This window comes from Sphingomonas lacunae, from assembly GCF_012979535.1.
Taxonomy (GTDB): Bacteria; Pseudomonadota; Alphaproteobacteria; order Sphingomonadales; family Sphingomonadaceae; genus Sphingopyxis; species Sphingopyxis lacunae.
This window is the reverse complement of the sequence record NZ_CP053015.1, coordinates 1,540,413-1,553,859: the sequence shown is the minus strand read 5'-3', so window position 1 is coordinate 1,553,859 and position 13,447 is coordinate 1,540,413. Positions and strand designations below refer to the sequence as shown.

Sequence of the window (13,447 nt, the reverse complement as noted above, 5' to 3'; positions counted from 1 at the left end):
TCATTCGCTCTTGGGGTAAGGGCGGGCAAATTTCCTTAGCCGCGCCCGCCACAAAGGCCAAGCCTTTCGGCTCAACCCTTGGGCTGATAGGTTTGATCGGCTGTCGGGAATGAACGGTCCCTGACTCCGGCGGCATAATCCTGCACCGCCGCATCAACAAAAGAGGCCATGTCGGCAAAGCGTTTGACGAAGCGGGGCACCCGGTCAAACAGGCCGAGCATGTCCTCGGTCACCAACACCTGGCCATCGCATTGCGCCGAGGCGCCAATGCCAATGACGGGGATGGCAACCGCCTGTGTCATCGCGATGGCGATGGGTTCGAGCACGCCCTCAGCCACCACGGCAAAGGCACCCGCATCGGCGACGGCATGGGCATCGGCAAGAATCTTGTCCTTTTCGGCATCGTTGCGGCCCCGCGCGCCATAGCCTCCCAGTGCATTGACCGCCTGTGGCGTCAGGCCGACATGCGCCATCACCGGGATGCCGCGTTCGGTGAGGAAGCGGATGGTCGGCGCCATCGCCTGTCCACCCTCGAGCTTGACCGCGGCGCAACCGGTTTCCTTGAGGATACGCGCGGCGCTCTCGAACGCCTTTTCCGGGCTCGCCTCATAGCTGCCGAAGGGCATGTCGACGACGACCACGCTGTGATAACTGCCGCGCACCACCGCAGCACCATGGGCGCACATCATGTCGAGACTGACCGGCACGGTCGACGGCAAGCCATAGATCACCTGCCCCAGCGAATCACCGACCAGCAGCAAATCACAGTGCGGATCGAGCAGCTGCGCCATGCGCACGGTGTAGGCGGTGAGCATCACCAGCGGTTCGGCCGTGACGCCATCGGCCTTGCGCCGCTGGATGGCGGGCACGGTGAGCCGCTTCATCGGCGCCGGTGTCGGGTTGGCGCGGCTGGTCGAGGTATCGAGCGTATAGGTCGTGGACATGGACAAGAGGCATAGCGGCTCAGGCGCAAAAGCCCAAGCCCGCGAGGGATTTGCCGCAAGCGGCGGAGAGGCAATGTCCGTTGTACTTGACTCAATGTAAAATATATTTTACATACTGATGAGCAAATCGAACATGGAGTCTGATATGTCCTTCCGCGAAAAGATCCACTGGGCCGCGTTCATCGGCATTGCCGGTGCCTTTGGCTGGTATTTCCTGAGCTACCCATGGGGCCTTGTGAACAGCCGGGCAGGCATCGGCGCGGTGGCGGGAATGTTGGTGCCCGTGACGATCATCATCATTGCGATCATGAGCGCGGTGGCCGCCTTTCTGGCGATCCGTTTCCCGCGTGAAGCGAGCCTCAAAGAGGATGAGCGCGAGCGCGACATCCACCGCCGCGGCACCCATGCGGCCTATTATCCGCTGGTGCTGGGCGTCTATGGCCTGCTGGTCGCCGTCTTCTGGGGCTGGAGCGGGGCATTGTTGCTCAATCTGGTGCTGGCCGTCGTGGTCTCGGCCGAGCTGGTGCGCGTCGGCGCGCAGCTCTGGCTGTACAGGAGAGGCTGAGCATGGCGCTGCCCTTCACCAACGACATTCGCACGCTGCGCTTCCTGGCAGGCGAAATGACGCAGGGCGATCTGGGGGACCGGGTCGGCGTCACCCGCCAGACCATCGCCGCCATCGAACAGGGCAAATATTCCCCCAGTCTGGAAGTTGCGTTCCGCATCGCCCACGTCTTCGGCAAGCCGCTCGAAGAGGTGTTCCGGTGGGAAGGCGATTAGCGCGACGCAGCGTCGAGGCTGGCGAGCTGCTCATCTGTCAAGGTCAGCGACAGGCTGCCCAGCAGCTCGGTCAACTGCGCTACCGATGTCGCGCTGGCGATCGGCGCGGTGACGCCCGGCTGGGCGGCGTTCCACGCCAGAGCAATCTGGGCGAGCGTGGCACCGGTTTCGGCGGCGACCGCATCCATCGCCGCAAGCACCGTCGCGCCCTTGCCTTCGAGCAACTTGGCCATGCCTCCGCCACGCGGGCTTTTGCCCAAGTCGTCGGGCGAGCGATATTTGCCGGTAAGGAATCCGGAGGCGAGGCCGTAGTAGGGAATGACGCCGAGGTTCTGCTCCATCGCCAGTGCCTGCAAAGGCCCCTCATAATCCGCGCGGCGGATCAAGTTCAGTTCGGGCTGGATGACGCTGTAGCGTGGCAGGCCAAGCCGGTCCGACGCGGCCAGTGCCTCACTCAACCGTTCGGCGCCGATCTGGGACGCACCGAGCGCCTTGACCTTGCCGGCGCTGACCAGTTCGGCAAAGGCACCCATCACCTCGTCGAGCGGCGTGTCGGGGTCATCCTTGTGCGAGAAATAGAGGTCGATGCAATCGACCCCGAGCCGGTTGAGCGATTCCTCACAGGCAGCGGCGATCCTTTCGGGCGCCAGCCCCTTGCCTCCCTTGCCCGGCAACAGGCCGACCTTGGTCGAGATCAGCAGATTGGGGTGCCTGCCGCGCGCCGCAATCCAGCGGCCGATCACCCCTTCGGATTCGCCCCCCTTGTGGCCCGGCACCCAGGCTGAATAGACATCAGCGGTGTCGACCATCCGGCCACCAGCGGCCATGAACGCGTCGAGCACGGCAAAGCTCGCATCCTCATCCGCTGTCCAGCCAAAGACATTGCCGCCGAGCACAAGTGCAGGCGTCGAAAAACCGCTGGAGCCAAGAGGGCGAAGCTGTGTCATGTTTGCGGTTCCTCGCTGTGCAGTGGCCCCACTGTGTCAGCAGGGTCCGACAAGATCAATGCAATCCGCCAGCATCCGGGCGGACTACCGCCGCTCCCACCAGCGGATTGTCAGTGAACAGGCCATCGACCCCTTCGGCAATGAAGGCGCGAATTTCGGCAGCGAGGTCCCCAGCGGCACGCGGATCTTCCCCACTGCGCAAATTCGCGGGCAGGAAATAATTCTCGCGGCGGAAGGTCCAGGGATGGACGTCGAGCCCCGCGGCATGCGCGCGCGCAACCAGTCCGGTTGAAGCACCCAGCGAGCCATCAGCATTGCGGGCAATCAGCATGTCCTTGGGCGGACCGATACCATCGGCATAGGCGGCAACGACTGTCAGGCCATCCGCCGTCATCATCCGCTCGTAGCTCATGTCAGGCCGGTCTGCCGGGTGGCCGCTGGCATCGACCAGCTGGATCAGCCGGACATTGGTCTTGCCATTGAGCGCGATCAGATTCCCCACCTCAAAGCTTTGGATGAACAGCGCATCATCGGCGCTGTCATAGCCATAACGGGCCAGGAGTTCGAGCAATGGCGCCTCATGCGGAAGGCCAATGCTGGCGAAATAGCTGGGGTGCTTGGTCTCGGGATAGATGCCGATGGTGCGCCCCATCTCCACCTCCCGCGCGCGGACGAGGCGGATGACCTCCTCAAAGGTCGGGATCGGGTAGAGACCGTCAAAGGCGGTGTTCGCGTCGCGCAATTGCGGCAGGCGTTCGCGGGCGCGAAGGGTGCGCAGTTCGGCGAGGGTGAAATCCTCGGTGAACCAGCCGGTCACCTCTATGCCATCGATGATCTTGGTCATGCGGCGACCGGCGAATTCGGGATGGTCGGCGACATCGGTGGTACCGCTGATCTCATTCTCGTGGCGCGCCACAAGCACCCCGTCGCGGGTCAGCACCAGATCGGGCTCGACATAGTCGGCGCCCTGTTCGATCGCGCGGTCATAGGCAGCCAGCGTATGTTCGGGCCGCTCGCCCGAGGCACCGCGATGGGCGATGATGATCGGTGGCTCACCCGACCGTGTGGCATGGGCATCAGCCATGGCAGGCAGTCCAAACAGCAGAGCGGCAAGGAGAAAGATGGCATGGCGCATGAAATGCTGCATGCCGCCGCCCTGTGACCTGACGATGACAGGGCTGCGCATCAACCAAGTACTGCCTCCCATTCGGCCGGTTTGAAGCCGACCAGCAAGCGTCCCGCCCCGGTGACGACCGGTCGTTTGATCATGCTCGGCTGTTCGACCATCAGGGCAATTGCCTTGGCCTCATCCAGACCAGCCTTCGCTTCATCGGGCAATTTGCGGAACGTGGTCCCGGCCCGATTCAGGAGCACCTCCCATCCCGCTTCACGGGCCCAGCCGGTGAGCGTGGCGGCATCAATCCCGGCCTTTTTATAGTCGTGGAACTGATAAGCGCTGCCCTTGGCATCCAGCCAGATACGCGCCTTTTTAACAGTGTCACAATTGGGAATTCCGAAAAGCATCAGCGTCATGTCAGCCCCTTTGGCACAAGAGACTGCGTTATGCGTCATTCATCCCGACAAGACCAGTCAGCGCGCATCACATCCAAACCCATCATGCCGAAAGAAGAGCCACCAGTTGCTGTTCGAGGCCGTCAAACAGCTGCTTCATCTGTGCGACACTGGCCGGCTGCATGTTGACAAAGACACGCCGGCCATCCTCCGGATCGGGATCACGCACAACAATGCCAGCGTCGGTGAGCGTCCGGATATAGCGCAATGCCGTGGTTGCCGGTGCCCCCGAGGCCACGCACAGGCTGGAAATACTCTCCCGCCGCCGTTCCAGCGCCGCCAGATAGAGTTCGACCAGGATCAGCCAGTTGGCATCCGTCCCCGATGCTTCGGGAAAGACAGTATTGCGCTGTCGACGGAAGGCCATGAAGCGGCGAATCAACGCCGCCCTGCGGGCATCCTCAATTGGGATGTCCGCCGCCCCTTCTTCATGGACATGAGCCAAATGGTCCAAGATATACTGCCTTGCCTGCCGTTATTGTGCGACCGCAACGACAATTAAGGCAAAATGCAGATAAATGCAAAGTTGAGTTCATAACGACTGTATTGGATTAATCAGTCCAAAATGGATGTATTCATCGCCCTACCCGCCAATTGACATGAATAATGCCAGCTTAACGAACCAAAACACGCTCGATCAACATGGTATGATTGACGCTACATCAGTTGTTGCCACCATCCAGTCGTCGTCCAATGGTGAGAACATCCTGTATCTGATAGCCAAGCGCCTGATAGAATCCGACGGCAGCCTGATTGTCGCCACGGACCATCAACTGGATCTTGGGGGAGCCGGCCCGGCGCAACCATGCCTCCGCTGCGGCCATCAGGTGCCGGCCCAGACCGGAACGGCGCAGCGAAGGGTCCACTGCCAGATAATAGACCCAACCCCTGTGGCCATCGAAGCCGACCATGACTGTGCCGACAATCGCCATTGGGTTGCGGGCAGTCAGAATGGTACTGGTCGGCGTTGTCAGGGCGAGATCGAAATCGGCCTGCGGATCATTCCAAGGGCGGGTCAGGCCGCAGCTGTGCCACAGGGCGATGACATCCGTCGCATCCGCGGCGGTGGCCATCTCAATCTCTGGCTGCATTGCTTTCACTCCCCCCGCCCAGCCGCTATGAGCGGGGCATGACCCGATCGATCCTCATCCTGACCACCGGCGGCACCATCGACAAAAGCTATTTTGATGCGCTGTCCGAATATCAGATTGCCGATAGTGCCATCGGCAGCCTGCTCAAGGAAGCCCGGGTCGCCCTGCCCTTCCGCATCGTTGAGCTCATGCGCAAGGACAGCCTGGAGCTGACCGACGCTGACCGTGCGCTGATCGCCGCGACTGCGCGTGAGGCGGCGGAGACGCGGATCATCGTCACCCATGGCACCGACACGATGACAGAGACGGCGAAAGTGCTGGCGCAGGAGGTGCCGGGCAAGACCATCGTCCTGACCGGCGCCCTGTCCCCCGCCCGCTTTGCCGAGAGCGACGCCAGCTTCAACCTGGGGCTAGCCTTTGCCACGGCGCAGGTTGCGGCGCCGGGCGTGTGGATCGCCATGAGCGGCGAGGTGTTCGACGGGCTGAAGGTGAGGAAGGACCGGGACGCGGGGAAGTTTGTGGAGGTGGATTAATCCGCGCGCTGCTGAAAATGCGGCTGTTCAACCAAGAGAGTTTGGCTTTGGGTCCCGTGCCCGCTGTCCGGCGGTGCTGGCAACACGGAACGCAACCCAACCGGAACATGCTCCCGCGATAGCAAAGATCAGCAGCAGGGCGAGCAGAGCGGCCGCGATAAGCCCGAGCAGAACGGCCCGGATGCCAAACAATGCCTCCGCTCGCCCGCTTCCGCTCAAAACCCGCTCACTCCCACTCGATAGAGCGCCGTCGATATTTCCATTTACAACCAATCACTTATAAGGATTTCAGTCTTTTGTGTAACTGCGTGCAAGGACTTTTTATCTTTATATTTCAATATCTTGGATAATTCAGAGCTTGAGGTCGCTTACGTTACACATTGCGTCAGTTTCAACCTGCACAATCCCAACGAATCTCTACGCCCTCTTAGCCTTACGTCCCACCACAGTCACAGTCTCCAGCATAGCGTCAAGCTCACCGTTCAGCACAGCTTCTTTCACCTTACCCAGCACCATGCTGATTTCGTTGGTATCGCTGCACTGAATCGCGTTCTTGCCCTTCGCAAGCTCAAGGGGCTTGCTGCCATAGCGCACAGTAAGCTGAACCGTGCCGTCGCTGTTTGCGACCCACCAACGCTTGATGCGCTTAGCGACTTCCTTGCGTTGCTGATTGCCTTCACTGTCAGTGACGGTGACGATCTTCGTGGGGGCATAGGCTGGATCAGATGCGAGATTGATCTGCTGGTCGATTTTGTCAGCGAGCTTGCGACGACGCATGAAGATGCGCCCTTGAGAGGTTTCAGGCTTGAACTCGACAAGCTTGAGAGATGCGATAACCGACATAATGTTCTCCTGTTTCGAGAACGCGATTCTGCATCCTTCACATTGATATTCCTACCGTTTTCCTGCCATCTGCCGCAATCTCTGTAGTTTTTGCGCGATCAGTTCGTCATCTGATTCCTCTCGCGGATTCCTGATACGTTCAATTTCCGCTTCGACTGCCGCGATCTTGCAATCGCGCTTGCTGCGCAGCTTCGAGCCAACACTGCTCTGATTATCTGGACTGCGACTGGTGATCACACGTGGCATTCCAATTGGGTCGAGAGACAAGGTTCCCTGAGCGGTGAAGTCGCAGTGCCTGTCGAGCCACATCTGCAACGACGGATCTTGACCCATCATCTCTTCCAGCCTGAGCAGTGCCTTCTCGAACGCTGCCTGCGCCTTTGCATGAAACCTGCGCGCTGAAGCTTGCCCTTTCAGACTTGCCGCTTCGCCGCGATTGTAGAGCATGATCGCCTTCTTCAGCAGCATCTCATACTCGATCAACTCACCTGGCTTGGATGTCAGCGTGTTGCGAAGCTCAACCACGTTGGACCAAGTATCCTCGAATACCTTGAAACCTTGCTCACCGAGCCATGTTTGAAGCTGACGGTTTTGCACGTTTTCGCCACGCCTCAGACGCGCCAGCAAACCTTGTAATTTTTCGAGCCGCTTTTCGTCTGAATGTGTCACACCGAAGCTCAGCAGTATCAGGCCGATTTAGCCATGCTTTCCGTGCTCACCTTTGGCGGCGGCGTCGTATCGGGAAACCGCCCGCTACCGACATTGTAGATCAGAGCTTTGGCTTCTTTCAATGAGCGGCTTACGCTTGCTCCCACAACGTTCCTGTGCTCCGCGCCGCCCTCAACGCCCGCCGTTCTTTGAGCAACGCCTGTCATTTTGCCAATCTCGTAGAGCGAAGCATTCGGGTTTTCTTTTCTCGCTTGATGCACGACCAACCTCTCATGAAGCGCAGTCAGAACGGGCTTTTTAAACACGGGATAATTCGCTCGGCTGAATGCATCGACGGCGCCTTCCTCCCTAATTCTGCGCCGTCTTTCGTATTCAAACGCCTCCCTCAGAATCTTTCGCATTTCAGCCATCGTGCGCTCCAAATCGCCCGTGACAGGGACACTGAGCAAAACGCGATCTTGCGAAATCTGATCAGTCGGCGGCGATAGGTAGGTGGAGATGGGCTCTTCTGGCGGTTCGCAAAACAGCAGCCGTCCACCCGCCCGCCACCAGTCCATGAACGAGTCACCGCGAACATCGCCGAAGTCTGCGTAAAGCTGCTGCATCGAGCCAGTGCCGCCTGCATCACAGCAAGCTATGTAATCCTCGTTCTCGCGCAGAAATGCCCACCAATAGAAATAGACGCTGCGTTTGTGCTTCGGTGCACCAACGTACGGCGCATTGGGCAGCTCGTCGTCAGAGATCGCATCAAGATCGGTCAGTGGCGGAGCGTAGCGGAAATACAGCGACTTACCGCCGTAGAGCATCTTCTCAAACATGCGACCTCCAAGCGCCTTAACGACACCGCTCTAGGCCGACACGTTTGATGAATCCAGTGCGATTTTTGAATAGTGTGAACTTAGCAAAGCAGTCGTGCAATGCAAAACAACCGTAACCAAATAACGAAGAAAGTCAATGAAAATGTTTCATATTAATAATCATACCCAAATCCCTCTGTTTGTTTACTACGGCGAGCAACATGAGGATAACTTGATCGCAACGCTCTCGTGCTGTGATCTTGGCATTCATAGCTTCAATGCTGACGCATTCATCGGCATCAACGTTTGCGCACATTGTGGTCAGGTCGATGCGATCTTCGAACTGTTCGCAAGCGAACGCGAAGACAATGCTGGCGCGATCTACACGCTGATCAACATCGAGAATGTGCGTGAGTTCGCAGGCTGCAAGACTGCGGAAGAATGTGAGCGTGTCGCTGACGTGATCGTCAGCGGCATCGCGCTGGCGGCGTAATCGGACAGGCAGAGGAGAAATATCATGCAGTGGGAATTTAAGATCATCACCAGCCAAAAAGAGAAGGACTACTGGAACCTCAGGTTCCGTGAGGAATACGATGGTAATATTCAGCCTTATGATGCCCAAGTTCGCCAAATGATGTGTAGTTATCGCTCAAAATACATTCGTATTGAAAATCAGGATGCTTCTGTCGGATATGCACGGATTGCGGTTAAAGAAAGGAATGTGCTGAGCATCAGGAACTGCCGTGTTTGCTCGCTCGAGGAGATGCTGATCGAGAAGGAGTATAGGCATAATGGCGCTGCCGCGGCCTTGATCGCGCATCTCCGCGACTATCACGACCTTGCCTACATCCACGTCACTGCTGAGCGCGCTGAGCGTTTGAAGCGGTTTCATGAGGAGCTTGGCTTCGGCGTAGTTTTGCCCCATCCCCATGACAAGGGAATGGCATACGTCTATAACTCTAAGCGCCTCAACATGCTGCTTACCAATCATCGTAAGGCCGCCAACGATAATGGAGCCGCCCAGAAGAAGTTCATGATTCCCATGAATGTTCTGAAGGACGAAGCAGCATAATGTCAGAGGCCTGACCTGTGATCCATCGTGATAAATACACTCGGAAGAGGATTTATCACGATGGATGCACGAGAAGAGATGAGGCGCTGGATTGCGATGGTGACAAAGCAGGCAGCGCAGGGAGGCAATGGAGCGATCAAGCAGGGCATCGAGCTGTTATCGTCAGCGCAGTCTGACCTGACCGATCAGCTCGATGGCCGAAACTGGATGCAGGCTCAGCGACAGGAAAAAGGTCACGTGTCGCAGCCAGCAGCGCAGAGCCTCCCCTCTAAAGCCCCTGTGAAGCGTCCCAAGCAGCCTCGTGTCAATCGCACTCAGAAATCCAAACAGGCGACACAGGGGCGCTCAATGGGGCAGACAGGGGCAAAGCAGGTCGCAAGACCACTTCCCGACACGTCGCTTCCCCTGAAGTCCCAGAAGAACCAGCTGCGTCATCATATCTATGGACGCGACACGGAAGAGCGAAGGTTTCGTCAGGCTGCGAAGGCGCTCACGTCATGAGGCCAGATCTTCAAGATAGCAGGCGCAGGCGTCATGACAGCTTATTCGAGCTGTATATGCTCGGTGGCTCAGATCTGGTGAAGCAGGGCATTCGCGGTATCGAACGCGATATGATCATCCGTTTCGAGATGAGCGCACTCACGCCTGAAAAGGGCGATATCATCCATTTTTACGCTGTGAATCGCTGGGACGAGGATGACGAGTTTGATGAGTGGGCAAGGCCTTCAACGCCAATGTCACCAGATGCTGAGCAGATCGTCGGTGTGACGAACGAGAAGCTTGCAGGATGCAGGCCGACGGAAGCGGTGATAGACGATTTCCTCGCGTTTCTGAAAACGTAAGAGGCCTAAGCCGAACATACTGCTTTCTTAGGTCTTTCCTGTGGACCATCAAGAGGAACTGTGCCAGCATCAAGCCTCCAACATCGTTCGCGGAGGCATCGTGCAAACCGTACCCAATCCCCAGTCGCTTGTTACGACCCGTCGCGACACAGTCGAGGGTTTCCGTTGGCAAGCTCAAGAAAAAGGTAGGAGGGCAAACGAATTTCACGCCATTGCCGATCATTTTTCGAGATTTGCCAATCGAATCAATTCTGTGGCTGATATAGAGGCTGACCAACGGCTTTATCAGTTTGCGCTTGGCGCTTGCGCTCTCTCTGCAAAGGGGTCTCGCCAGCTTGGCCCCGCTTTGTGCTCCCAAATAATCAGCGCGACAATCGAATTGCCACGATTAAAAGAACCAGAATATCTCGCTGAACTTGAGCGTCGCTACCTTCTAACTTGCGGCGACGCCCTCGGTGGCTCAATGAGAAATGTTATTGGGCAGCGCGCGCAAAATGAATTATCAGATCATATCTGCAGCTACCTTGAGCGCGCTCAAATTCGTTGGCACGCAGATCGCAACGGCAATGGTAAAATCACGTCGATCATGTGGGAAGCCAGGACGCTCATTTTTGATCGAAAACCAAAATTTATAAATAAAAACATTGACTTCATTTTGCTAAACTCTGGTCGCTTCGATCCTTCTGTACTGGAGCAACCTCGATCGATCTTGGCGTGTGGTGAACTTAAGGGTGGTATCGACCCCGCTGGGGCAGATGAGCATTGGAAGACTGCAAGATCTGCACTTGAGCGAGTTCGCCAAGCATTTGCAGAAAGAAAATGCGCTGCACCTGCTTTGTTTTTTGTCGGAGCCGCTATCGAGCAGTCAATGGCTGATGAAATTTATGGCCAACTGCAGGATGGCTCACTCGCCGCTGCAGCAAACTTACACAACAAAATGCAGGTTAATGAACTAACACAAGTCCTTGTTGGGTTATGAGTCTTGCCGCTCCCAAATATAAACGCATTTCCTCAATTCGGACCGACCGTGTGCTTTCATCTGCTGAGAGCTATTACCCTTTCCCATTGGCAAAACCCAAATCTTCTTGCAAATGAACCCCATTTTTTCGGCAAAATCTGAAAGGATGCAGTCGACTGGTATGTCGAGTCCATTATATCTAACGTTGTCATTCACCATGTAAACGAGGCCACTCGGCTTCATCACTTGCGCTAATTGTGAAATGTGGACTGCCATTTCGAAAAAATAACCACGAACCATCTTGACGATTCCGTTATTATTCAAATTGCCAACGGCAGCCTCTGCTTCGAGAAACGCTAAAGCTTTTTGCAGACTAGAATTGCTATTAAACGCTTTGGTCGCGCGATCCAACGCTTCGCTATTTACAACCCCTTTCAGATCTTTTGGGCGATTTTCAACAGTGCAGCTCAACAGTTGTTGGCGTAACTGCCTGACTTTAGCTTCGTCACAGCCAAGGTATGCCAGTTCGAGTGCGTATGTGCGGGTATAATCATAGCGATTGCAATAAGGCGGCGAGGTAATAACAAGATCAATCGATTCTTTGTCGATCTTTTCCATGACCTCAAAGTTGCTACCCTCAAACAGATGGAAGTTTCCGCGAAAATTATCGCCCCTTTGCAAATCAAAAAGGTCCATGGATTCATCGGTGAGGTCCATGCGGATAGATGAAGCCTTCTTATGAATGGCCTCAGCGAATTCGTATATCTTTCCTTTATCAAAATTCCCTCGCAATTTCACGCGAGGTGATCTGTGATCCCAACGAAGATATTGACCGTCCTTCCTCGTATAGCTGATATCCTCAAGTAAGCTGTAAGCTATAAAATCGAGAAAAAGCGATTTAGGGTGATTGTGAGCCGCGCACCATGTGCGATACTTTGAAAGTTCAATCTCAGTATCGTTCGAAAAAGCACCTGCAGTAATGTTTAAATGTTCGAATGGCGTCGCATCATTGTGCTGATCCCACGGTTTTCCTTCACTTATGTCATCCAACCATTCGATGATTTTTGCACTTGGGATTTTATCAATTTCGTTTCGCAAACGTATAAAATGACTACCAACTGGGAGTAGCTCAATCCCTATTGCATCAAATCCGTATTGGGTTGCAACAAAGCACGTTGCACCAGTGCCTGCGAATGGATCCAGCACCCGAGCTGGATTTTCTAAGCCTGAGTGATCAATTATGTATTCAATGAGTGACTTGGAAAAGCCCTCTCGATATTTGAACCACCGATAGATCGGTTCCGCCTTGTTTGCTTGAAAGCTGACCAAGGATCGCTTTAAGTCGCGGTTCACTTGAAGGCGCGTGCTAAAATCTGCTTCAAGCGAACTTGCTGCATCGCGCGCTTCAGCGAGAAGGTGGGCATTTTGGCTCTTTCCTAGATGGTCGCCAGACATCAAGCTTATATTTTGCACAATATATCCAATGCATTAAGCTCCAGCGATGTTCCAATCGCTTGCAGCAACTTCTAAGTCTCTTAGCTGGTGAAGGGGGTAAGGACAATGTGGCGGTCGCTCCCCCTTGTGGCTTATGGTGGCATCCCTCACGTCTATGCTGGTGTTTTCATCCCAGTGACGACAAGCAGGTTTGGCTTCCCGCAGGAACGACCGCATTCGGCACGAGCAGGTTCCCGTAGATCCCCCTCGCCATCGCCAACGCCTCAATCTCGCTCGATGCCGTGATGATCTGCTTCGCGATGCCAGCCCCAGGCTCGTCCTTGTAGCGCACCATCACGACCCACTGCCGATTGTGATACATGTCCATGCTCCCCGTCAGATCGCGTTGACCGCATTCGCCAGCTGATCATCACTGACATCGCAGTAGAGAGCCGTGGTCTGAATGCTGGCATGTCCCAGAGCGTTCTGAATCGTGCGCATACCGATACCTGCTGCGTTCAGCCTCGTGGCAAACGTCCTGCGCCCTGAATGACTGCTCGTCTTGATGCCTGCTGCCTTGTAGATCGCTTTGAAGCGAAGGCTCAAACTGACGTTGCTGAAGTGCCCACCAGTGCGTGAGCTACGAATGAGCGCCCTGCTGTCGTCCAGATCGACAATGACAGAAAGATACTGGGTCAGGAGCTTTCGCAGCTCGTCAGAGACGAACACGCGCCGTGCACGATTTCCCTTCGTCTGATGCTTGCTGAGATTGATGACTGAGACAGCCTTACCATCGAGACCACGCACATCGCCGATCGTCAGCGCAGCGATTTCCCCGACACGCATTCCCGCCATGATGCTGAGCGACAATGCGACACGGTCACGAAGACCGTTATTCCCTGTCTCCGCGATACGCATCACACGCTTGATTTCGTCCTTCGTGAGAACCTTCGCTTTTGCCATTT

Annotated in this window: 20 protein-coding genes; 8 read left to right on the top strand and 12 right to left on the bottom strand. The window is 56.1% G+C overall.

Annotation, left to right across the window (positions count from 1 at the left end; translation table 11 throughout):
- Positions 1-71 precede the first annotated feature (71 nt).
- Positions 72-944: a 3-methyl-2-oxobutanoate hydroxymethyltransferase gene (gene panB / locus GV829_RS07380; protein WP_169945398.1), complete on the bottom strand. Its 873-nt coding sequence runs from the start codon at positions 942-944 to the stop codon at positions 72-74.
- Positions 945-1,062: 118 nt separating this feature from the next.
- Here panB and GV829_RS07375 point away from each other — a divergent pair, with 118 nt between their 5' ends.
- Positions 1,063-1,509 carry a hypothetical protein gene (locus GV829_RS07375; RefSeq protein WP_246202760.1) on the top strand — a complete coding sequence of 149 codons (447 nt, stop codon included), beginning with the start codon at positions 1,063-1,065 and terminating at the stop codon, positions 1,507-1,509.
- A gap of 2 nt (positions 1,510-1,511) precedes the next feature.
- Entirely contained in the window at positions 1,512-1,724 is a 213-nt protein-coding gene (locus tag GV829_RS07370) for a helix-turn-helix transcriptional regulator (protein ID WP_169945396.1), read from the top strand.
- Here GV829_RS07370 and GV829_RS07365 read toward each other — a convergent pair.
- The 5 genes from GV829_RS07365 to GV829_RS07345 all read right to left on the bottom strand — a co-directional run bounded on the left by GV829_RS07365 (position 1,721) and on the right by GV829_RS07345 (position 5,334).
- Positions 1,721-2,671, bottom strand: coding sequence for an aldo/keto reductase (locus GV829_RS07365; protein WP_169945394.1), 951 nt, complete (start codon positions 2,669-2,671; stop codon positions 1,721-1,723). The genes GV829_RS07370 and GV829_RS07365 overlap by 4 nt on opposite strands.
- 55 nt (positions 2,672-2,726) lie before the next feature.
- Positions 2,727-3,755: a glycerophosphodiester phosphodiesterase gene (locus GV829_RS07360; protein ID WP_246203110.1), complete on the bottom strand. Its 1,029-nt coding sequence runs from the start codon at positions 3,753-3,755 to the stop codon at positions 2,727-2,729.
- 101 nt (positions 3,756-3,856) lie between these two features.
- Positions 3,857-4,204, bottom strand: a complete 348-nt coding sequence (locus GV829_RS07355; protein ID WP_169945392.1) for an ArsC family reductase — start codon at positions 4,202-4,204, stop codon at positions 3,857-3,859.
- An 82-nt stretch (positions 4,205-4,286) separates the two neighbouring features.
- Positions 4,287-4,697 carry a winged helix DNA-binding protein gene (locus tag GV829_RS07350; protein WP_169945390.1) on the bottom strand — a complete coding sequence of 137 codons (411 nt, stop codon included), beginning with the start codon at positions 4,695-4,697 and terminating at the stop codon, positions 4,287-4,289.
- A 208-nt stretch (positions 4,698-4,905) separates the two neighbouring features.
- Positions 4,906-5,334, bottom strand: coding sequence for a GNAT family acetyltransferase (locus GV829_RS07345; protein ID WP_169945389.1), 429 nt, complete (start codon positions 5,332-5,334; stop codon positions 4,906-4,908).
- A 38-nt stretch (positions 5,335-5,372) separates the two neighbouring features.
- Between GV829_RS07345 and GV829_RS07340 the strand changes: the two genes are divergently transcribed.
- Positions 5,373-5,867 carry an asparaginase domain-containing protein gene (locus tag GV829_RS07340; RefSeq protein WP_169945387.1) on the top strand — a complete coding sequence of 165 codons (495 nt, stop codon included), beginning with the start codon at positions 5,373-5,375 and terminating at the stop codon, positions 5,865-5,867.
- Positions 5,868-6,284: 417 nt separating this feature from the next.
- On the opposite strand, the gene GV829_RS07335 is transcribed toward GV829_RS07340, so the two are convergent.
- The 3 genes from GV829_RS07335 to GV829_RS07325 are packed head-to-tail and all read right to left on the bottom strand — an operon-like array spanning position 6,285 to position 8,197.
- Positions 6,285-6,710: a DUF6641 family protein gene (locus tag GV829_RS07335; RefSeq protein ID WP_169945385.1), complete on the bottom strand. Its 426-nt coding sequence runs from the start codon at positions 6,708-6,710 to the stop codon at positions 6,285-6,287.
- Positions 6,711-6,761: 51 nt separating this feature from the next.
- Positions 6,762-7,379 carry a hypothetical protein gene (locus GV829_RS07330; RefSeq protein WP_169945383.1) on the bottom strand — a complete coding sequence of 206 codons (618 nt, stop codon included), beginning with the start codon at positions 7,377-7,379 and terminating at the stop codon, positions 6,762-6,764.
- 17 nt (positions 7,380-7,396) lie between these two features.
- Positions 7,397-8,197 (bottom strand): hypothetical protein, encoded by an 801-nt coding sequence (locus GV829_RS07325; RefSeq protein ID WP_169945381.1) that lies wholly within the window; start codon positions 8,195-8,197, stop codon positions 7,397-7,399.
- A gap of 136 nt (positions 8,198-8,333) precedes the next feature.
- On the opposite strand from GV829_RS07325, the gene GV829_RS07320 reads away from it, so the two are divergent.
- Genes GV829_RS07320 through GV829_RS07300 form a run of 5 tightly spaced genes read left to right on the top strand, consistent with a single transcriptional unit; the run spans position 8,334 to position 11,069 of the window.
- Positions 8,334-8,669, top strand: a complete 336-nt coding sequence (locus tag GV829_RS07320) for a hypothetical protein (RefSeq protein ID WP_169945379.1) — start codon at positions 8,334-8,336, stop codon at positions 8,667-8,669.
- A 24-nt stretch (positions 8,670-8,693) separates the two neighbouring features.
- The gene (locus tag GV829_RS07315) at positions 8,694-9,248 is read left to right on the top strand and encodes a GNAT family N-acetyltransferase (RefSeq protein ID WP_169945377.1); all 555 of its coding nucleotides are present in this window, start codon (positions 8,694-8,696) and stop codon (positions 9,246-9,248) included.
- A gap of 60 nt (positions 9,249-9,308) precedes the next feature.
- A complete protein-coding gene (locus GV829_RS07310; RefSeq protein ID WP_169945375.1) occupies positions 9,309-9,749 on the top strand; it encodes a hypothetical protein in 441 nt (146 codons plus the stop codon).
- Positions 9,746-10,090 (top strand): 3'-5' exonuclease family protein, encoded by a 345-nt coding sequence (locus GV829_RS07305; RefSeq protein ID WP_169945373.1) that lies wholly within the window; start codon positions 9,746-9,748, stop codon positions 10,088-10,090. The genes GV829_RS07310 and GV829_RS07305 overlap by 4 nt, the downstream gene beginning before the upstream one ends.
- Positions 10,091-10,130: 40 nt before the next feature.
- Positions 10,131-11,069 (top strand): AvaI/BsoBI family type II restriction endonuclease, encoded by a 939-nt coding sequence (locus GV829_RS07300; protein WP_169945370.1) that lies wholly within the window; start codon positions 10,131-10,133, stop codon positions 11,067-11,069.
- Here the strand turns inward: GV829_RS07300 and GV829_RS07295 are convergent.
- The 3 genes from GV829_RS07295 to GV829_RS07285 all read right to left on the bottom strand — a co-directional run bounded on the left by GV829_RS07295 (position 11,064) and on the right by GV829_RS07285 (position 13,445).
- Positions 11,064-12,503, bottom strand: a complete 1,440-nt coding sequence (locus GV829_RS07295; RefSeq protein WP_169945368.1) for a DNA methyltransferase — start codon at positions 12,501-12,503, stop codon at positions 11,064-11,066. The two genes, GV829_RS07300 and GV829_RS07295, sit on opposite strands and share 6 nt — an antisense overlap.
- Before the next feature lie 166 nt (positions 12,504-12,669).
- Entirely contained in the window at positions 12,670-12,870 is a 201-nt protein-coding gene (locus GV829_RS07290; RefSeq protein ID WP_169945366.1) for a hypothetical protein, read from the bottom strand.
- 8 nt (positions 12,871-12,878) lie between these two features.
- A complete protein-coding gene (locus tag GV829_RS07285) occupies positions 12,879-13,445 on the bottom strand; it encodes a tyrosine-type recombinase/integrase (protein WP_169945364.1) in 567 nt (188 codons plus the stop codon).
- Between the last annotated feature and the right edge of the window lie 2 nt (positions 13,446-13,447).

Bases quoted from the DNA above. Each gene is read 5' to 3' on its own strand.
- panB (WP_169945398.1), bottom strand. From the start codon at position 944: ATGTCCACGACCTATACGCTCGATACCTCGACCAGCCGCGCCAACCCG.
- GV829_RS07375 (WP_246202760.1), top strand. From the start codon at position 1,063: ATGAGCAAATCGAACATGGAGTCTGATATGTCCTTCCGCGAAAAGATC.
- GV829_RS07370 (WP_169945396.1), top strand. From the start codon at position 1,512: ATGGCGCTGCCCTTCACCAACGACATTCGCACGCTGCGCTTCCTGGCA.
- GV829_RS07365 (WP_169945394.1), bottom strand. From the start codon at position 2,671: ATGACACAGCTTCGCCCTCTTGGCTCCAGCGGTTTTTCGACGCCTGCA.
- GV829_RS07360 (WP_246203110.1), bottom strand. From the start codon at position 3,755: ATGGCTGATGCCCATGCCACACGGTCGGGTGAGCCACCGATCATCATC.
- GV829_RS07355 (WP_169945392.1), bottom strand. From the start codon at position 4,204: ATGACGCTGATGCTTTTCGGAATTCCCAATTGTGACACTGTTAAAAAG.
- GV829_RS07345 (WP_169945389.1), bottom strand. From the start codon at position 5,334: ATGCAGCCAGAGATTGAGATGGCCACCGCCGCGGATGCGACGGATGTC.
- GV829_RS07340 (WP_169945387.1), top strand. From the start codon at position 5,373: ATGACCCGATCGATCCTCATCCTGACCACCGGCGGCACCATCGACAAA.
- GV829_RS07335 (WP_169945385.1), bottom strand. From the start codon at position 6,710: ATGTCGGTTATCGCATCTCTCAAGCTTGTCGAGTTCAAGCCTGAAACC.
- GV829_RS07325 (WP_169945381.1), bottom strand. From the start codon at position 8,197: ATGTTTGAGAAGATGCTCTACGGCGGTAAGTCGCTGTATTTCCGCTAC.
- GV829_RS07320 (WP_169945379.1), top strand. From the start codon at position 8,334: ATGAAAATGTTTCATATTAATAATCATACCCAAATCCCTCTGTTTGTT.
- GV829_RS07315 (WP_169945377.1), top strand. From the start codon at position 8,694: ATGCAGTGGGAATTTAAGATCATCACCAGCCAAAAAGAGAAGGACTAC.
- GV829_RS07310 (WP_169945375.1), top strand. From the start codon at position 9,309: ATGGATGCACGAGAAGAGATGAGGCGCTGGATTGCGATGGTGACAAAG.
- GV829_RS07305 (WP_169945373.1), top strand. From the start codon at position 9,746: ATGAGGCCAGATCTTCAAGATAGCAGGCGCAGGCGTCATGACAGCTTA.
- GV829_RS07295 (WP_169945368.1), bottom strand. From the start codon at position 12,503: ATGTCTGGCGACCATCTAGGAAAGAGCCAAAATGCCCACCTTCTCGCT.
- GV829_RS07290 (WP_169945366.1), bottom strand. From the start codon at position 12,870: ATGGACATGTATCACAATCGGCAGTGGGTCGTGATGGTGCGCTACAAG.
- GV829_RS07285 (WP_169945364.1), bottom strand. From the start codon at position 13,445: ATGGCAAAAGCGAAGGTTCTCACGAAGGACGAAATCAAGCGTGTGATG.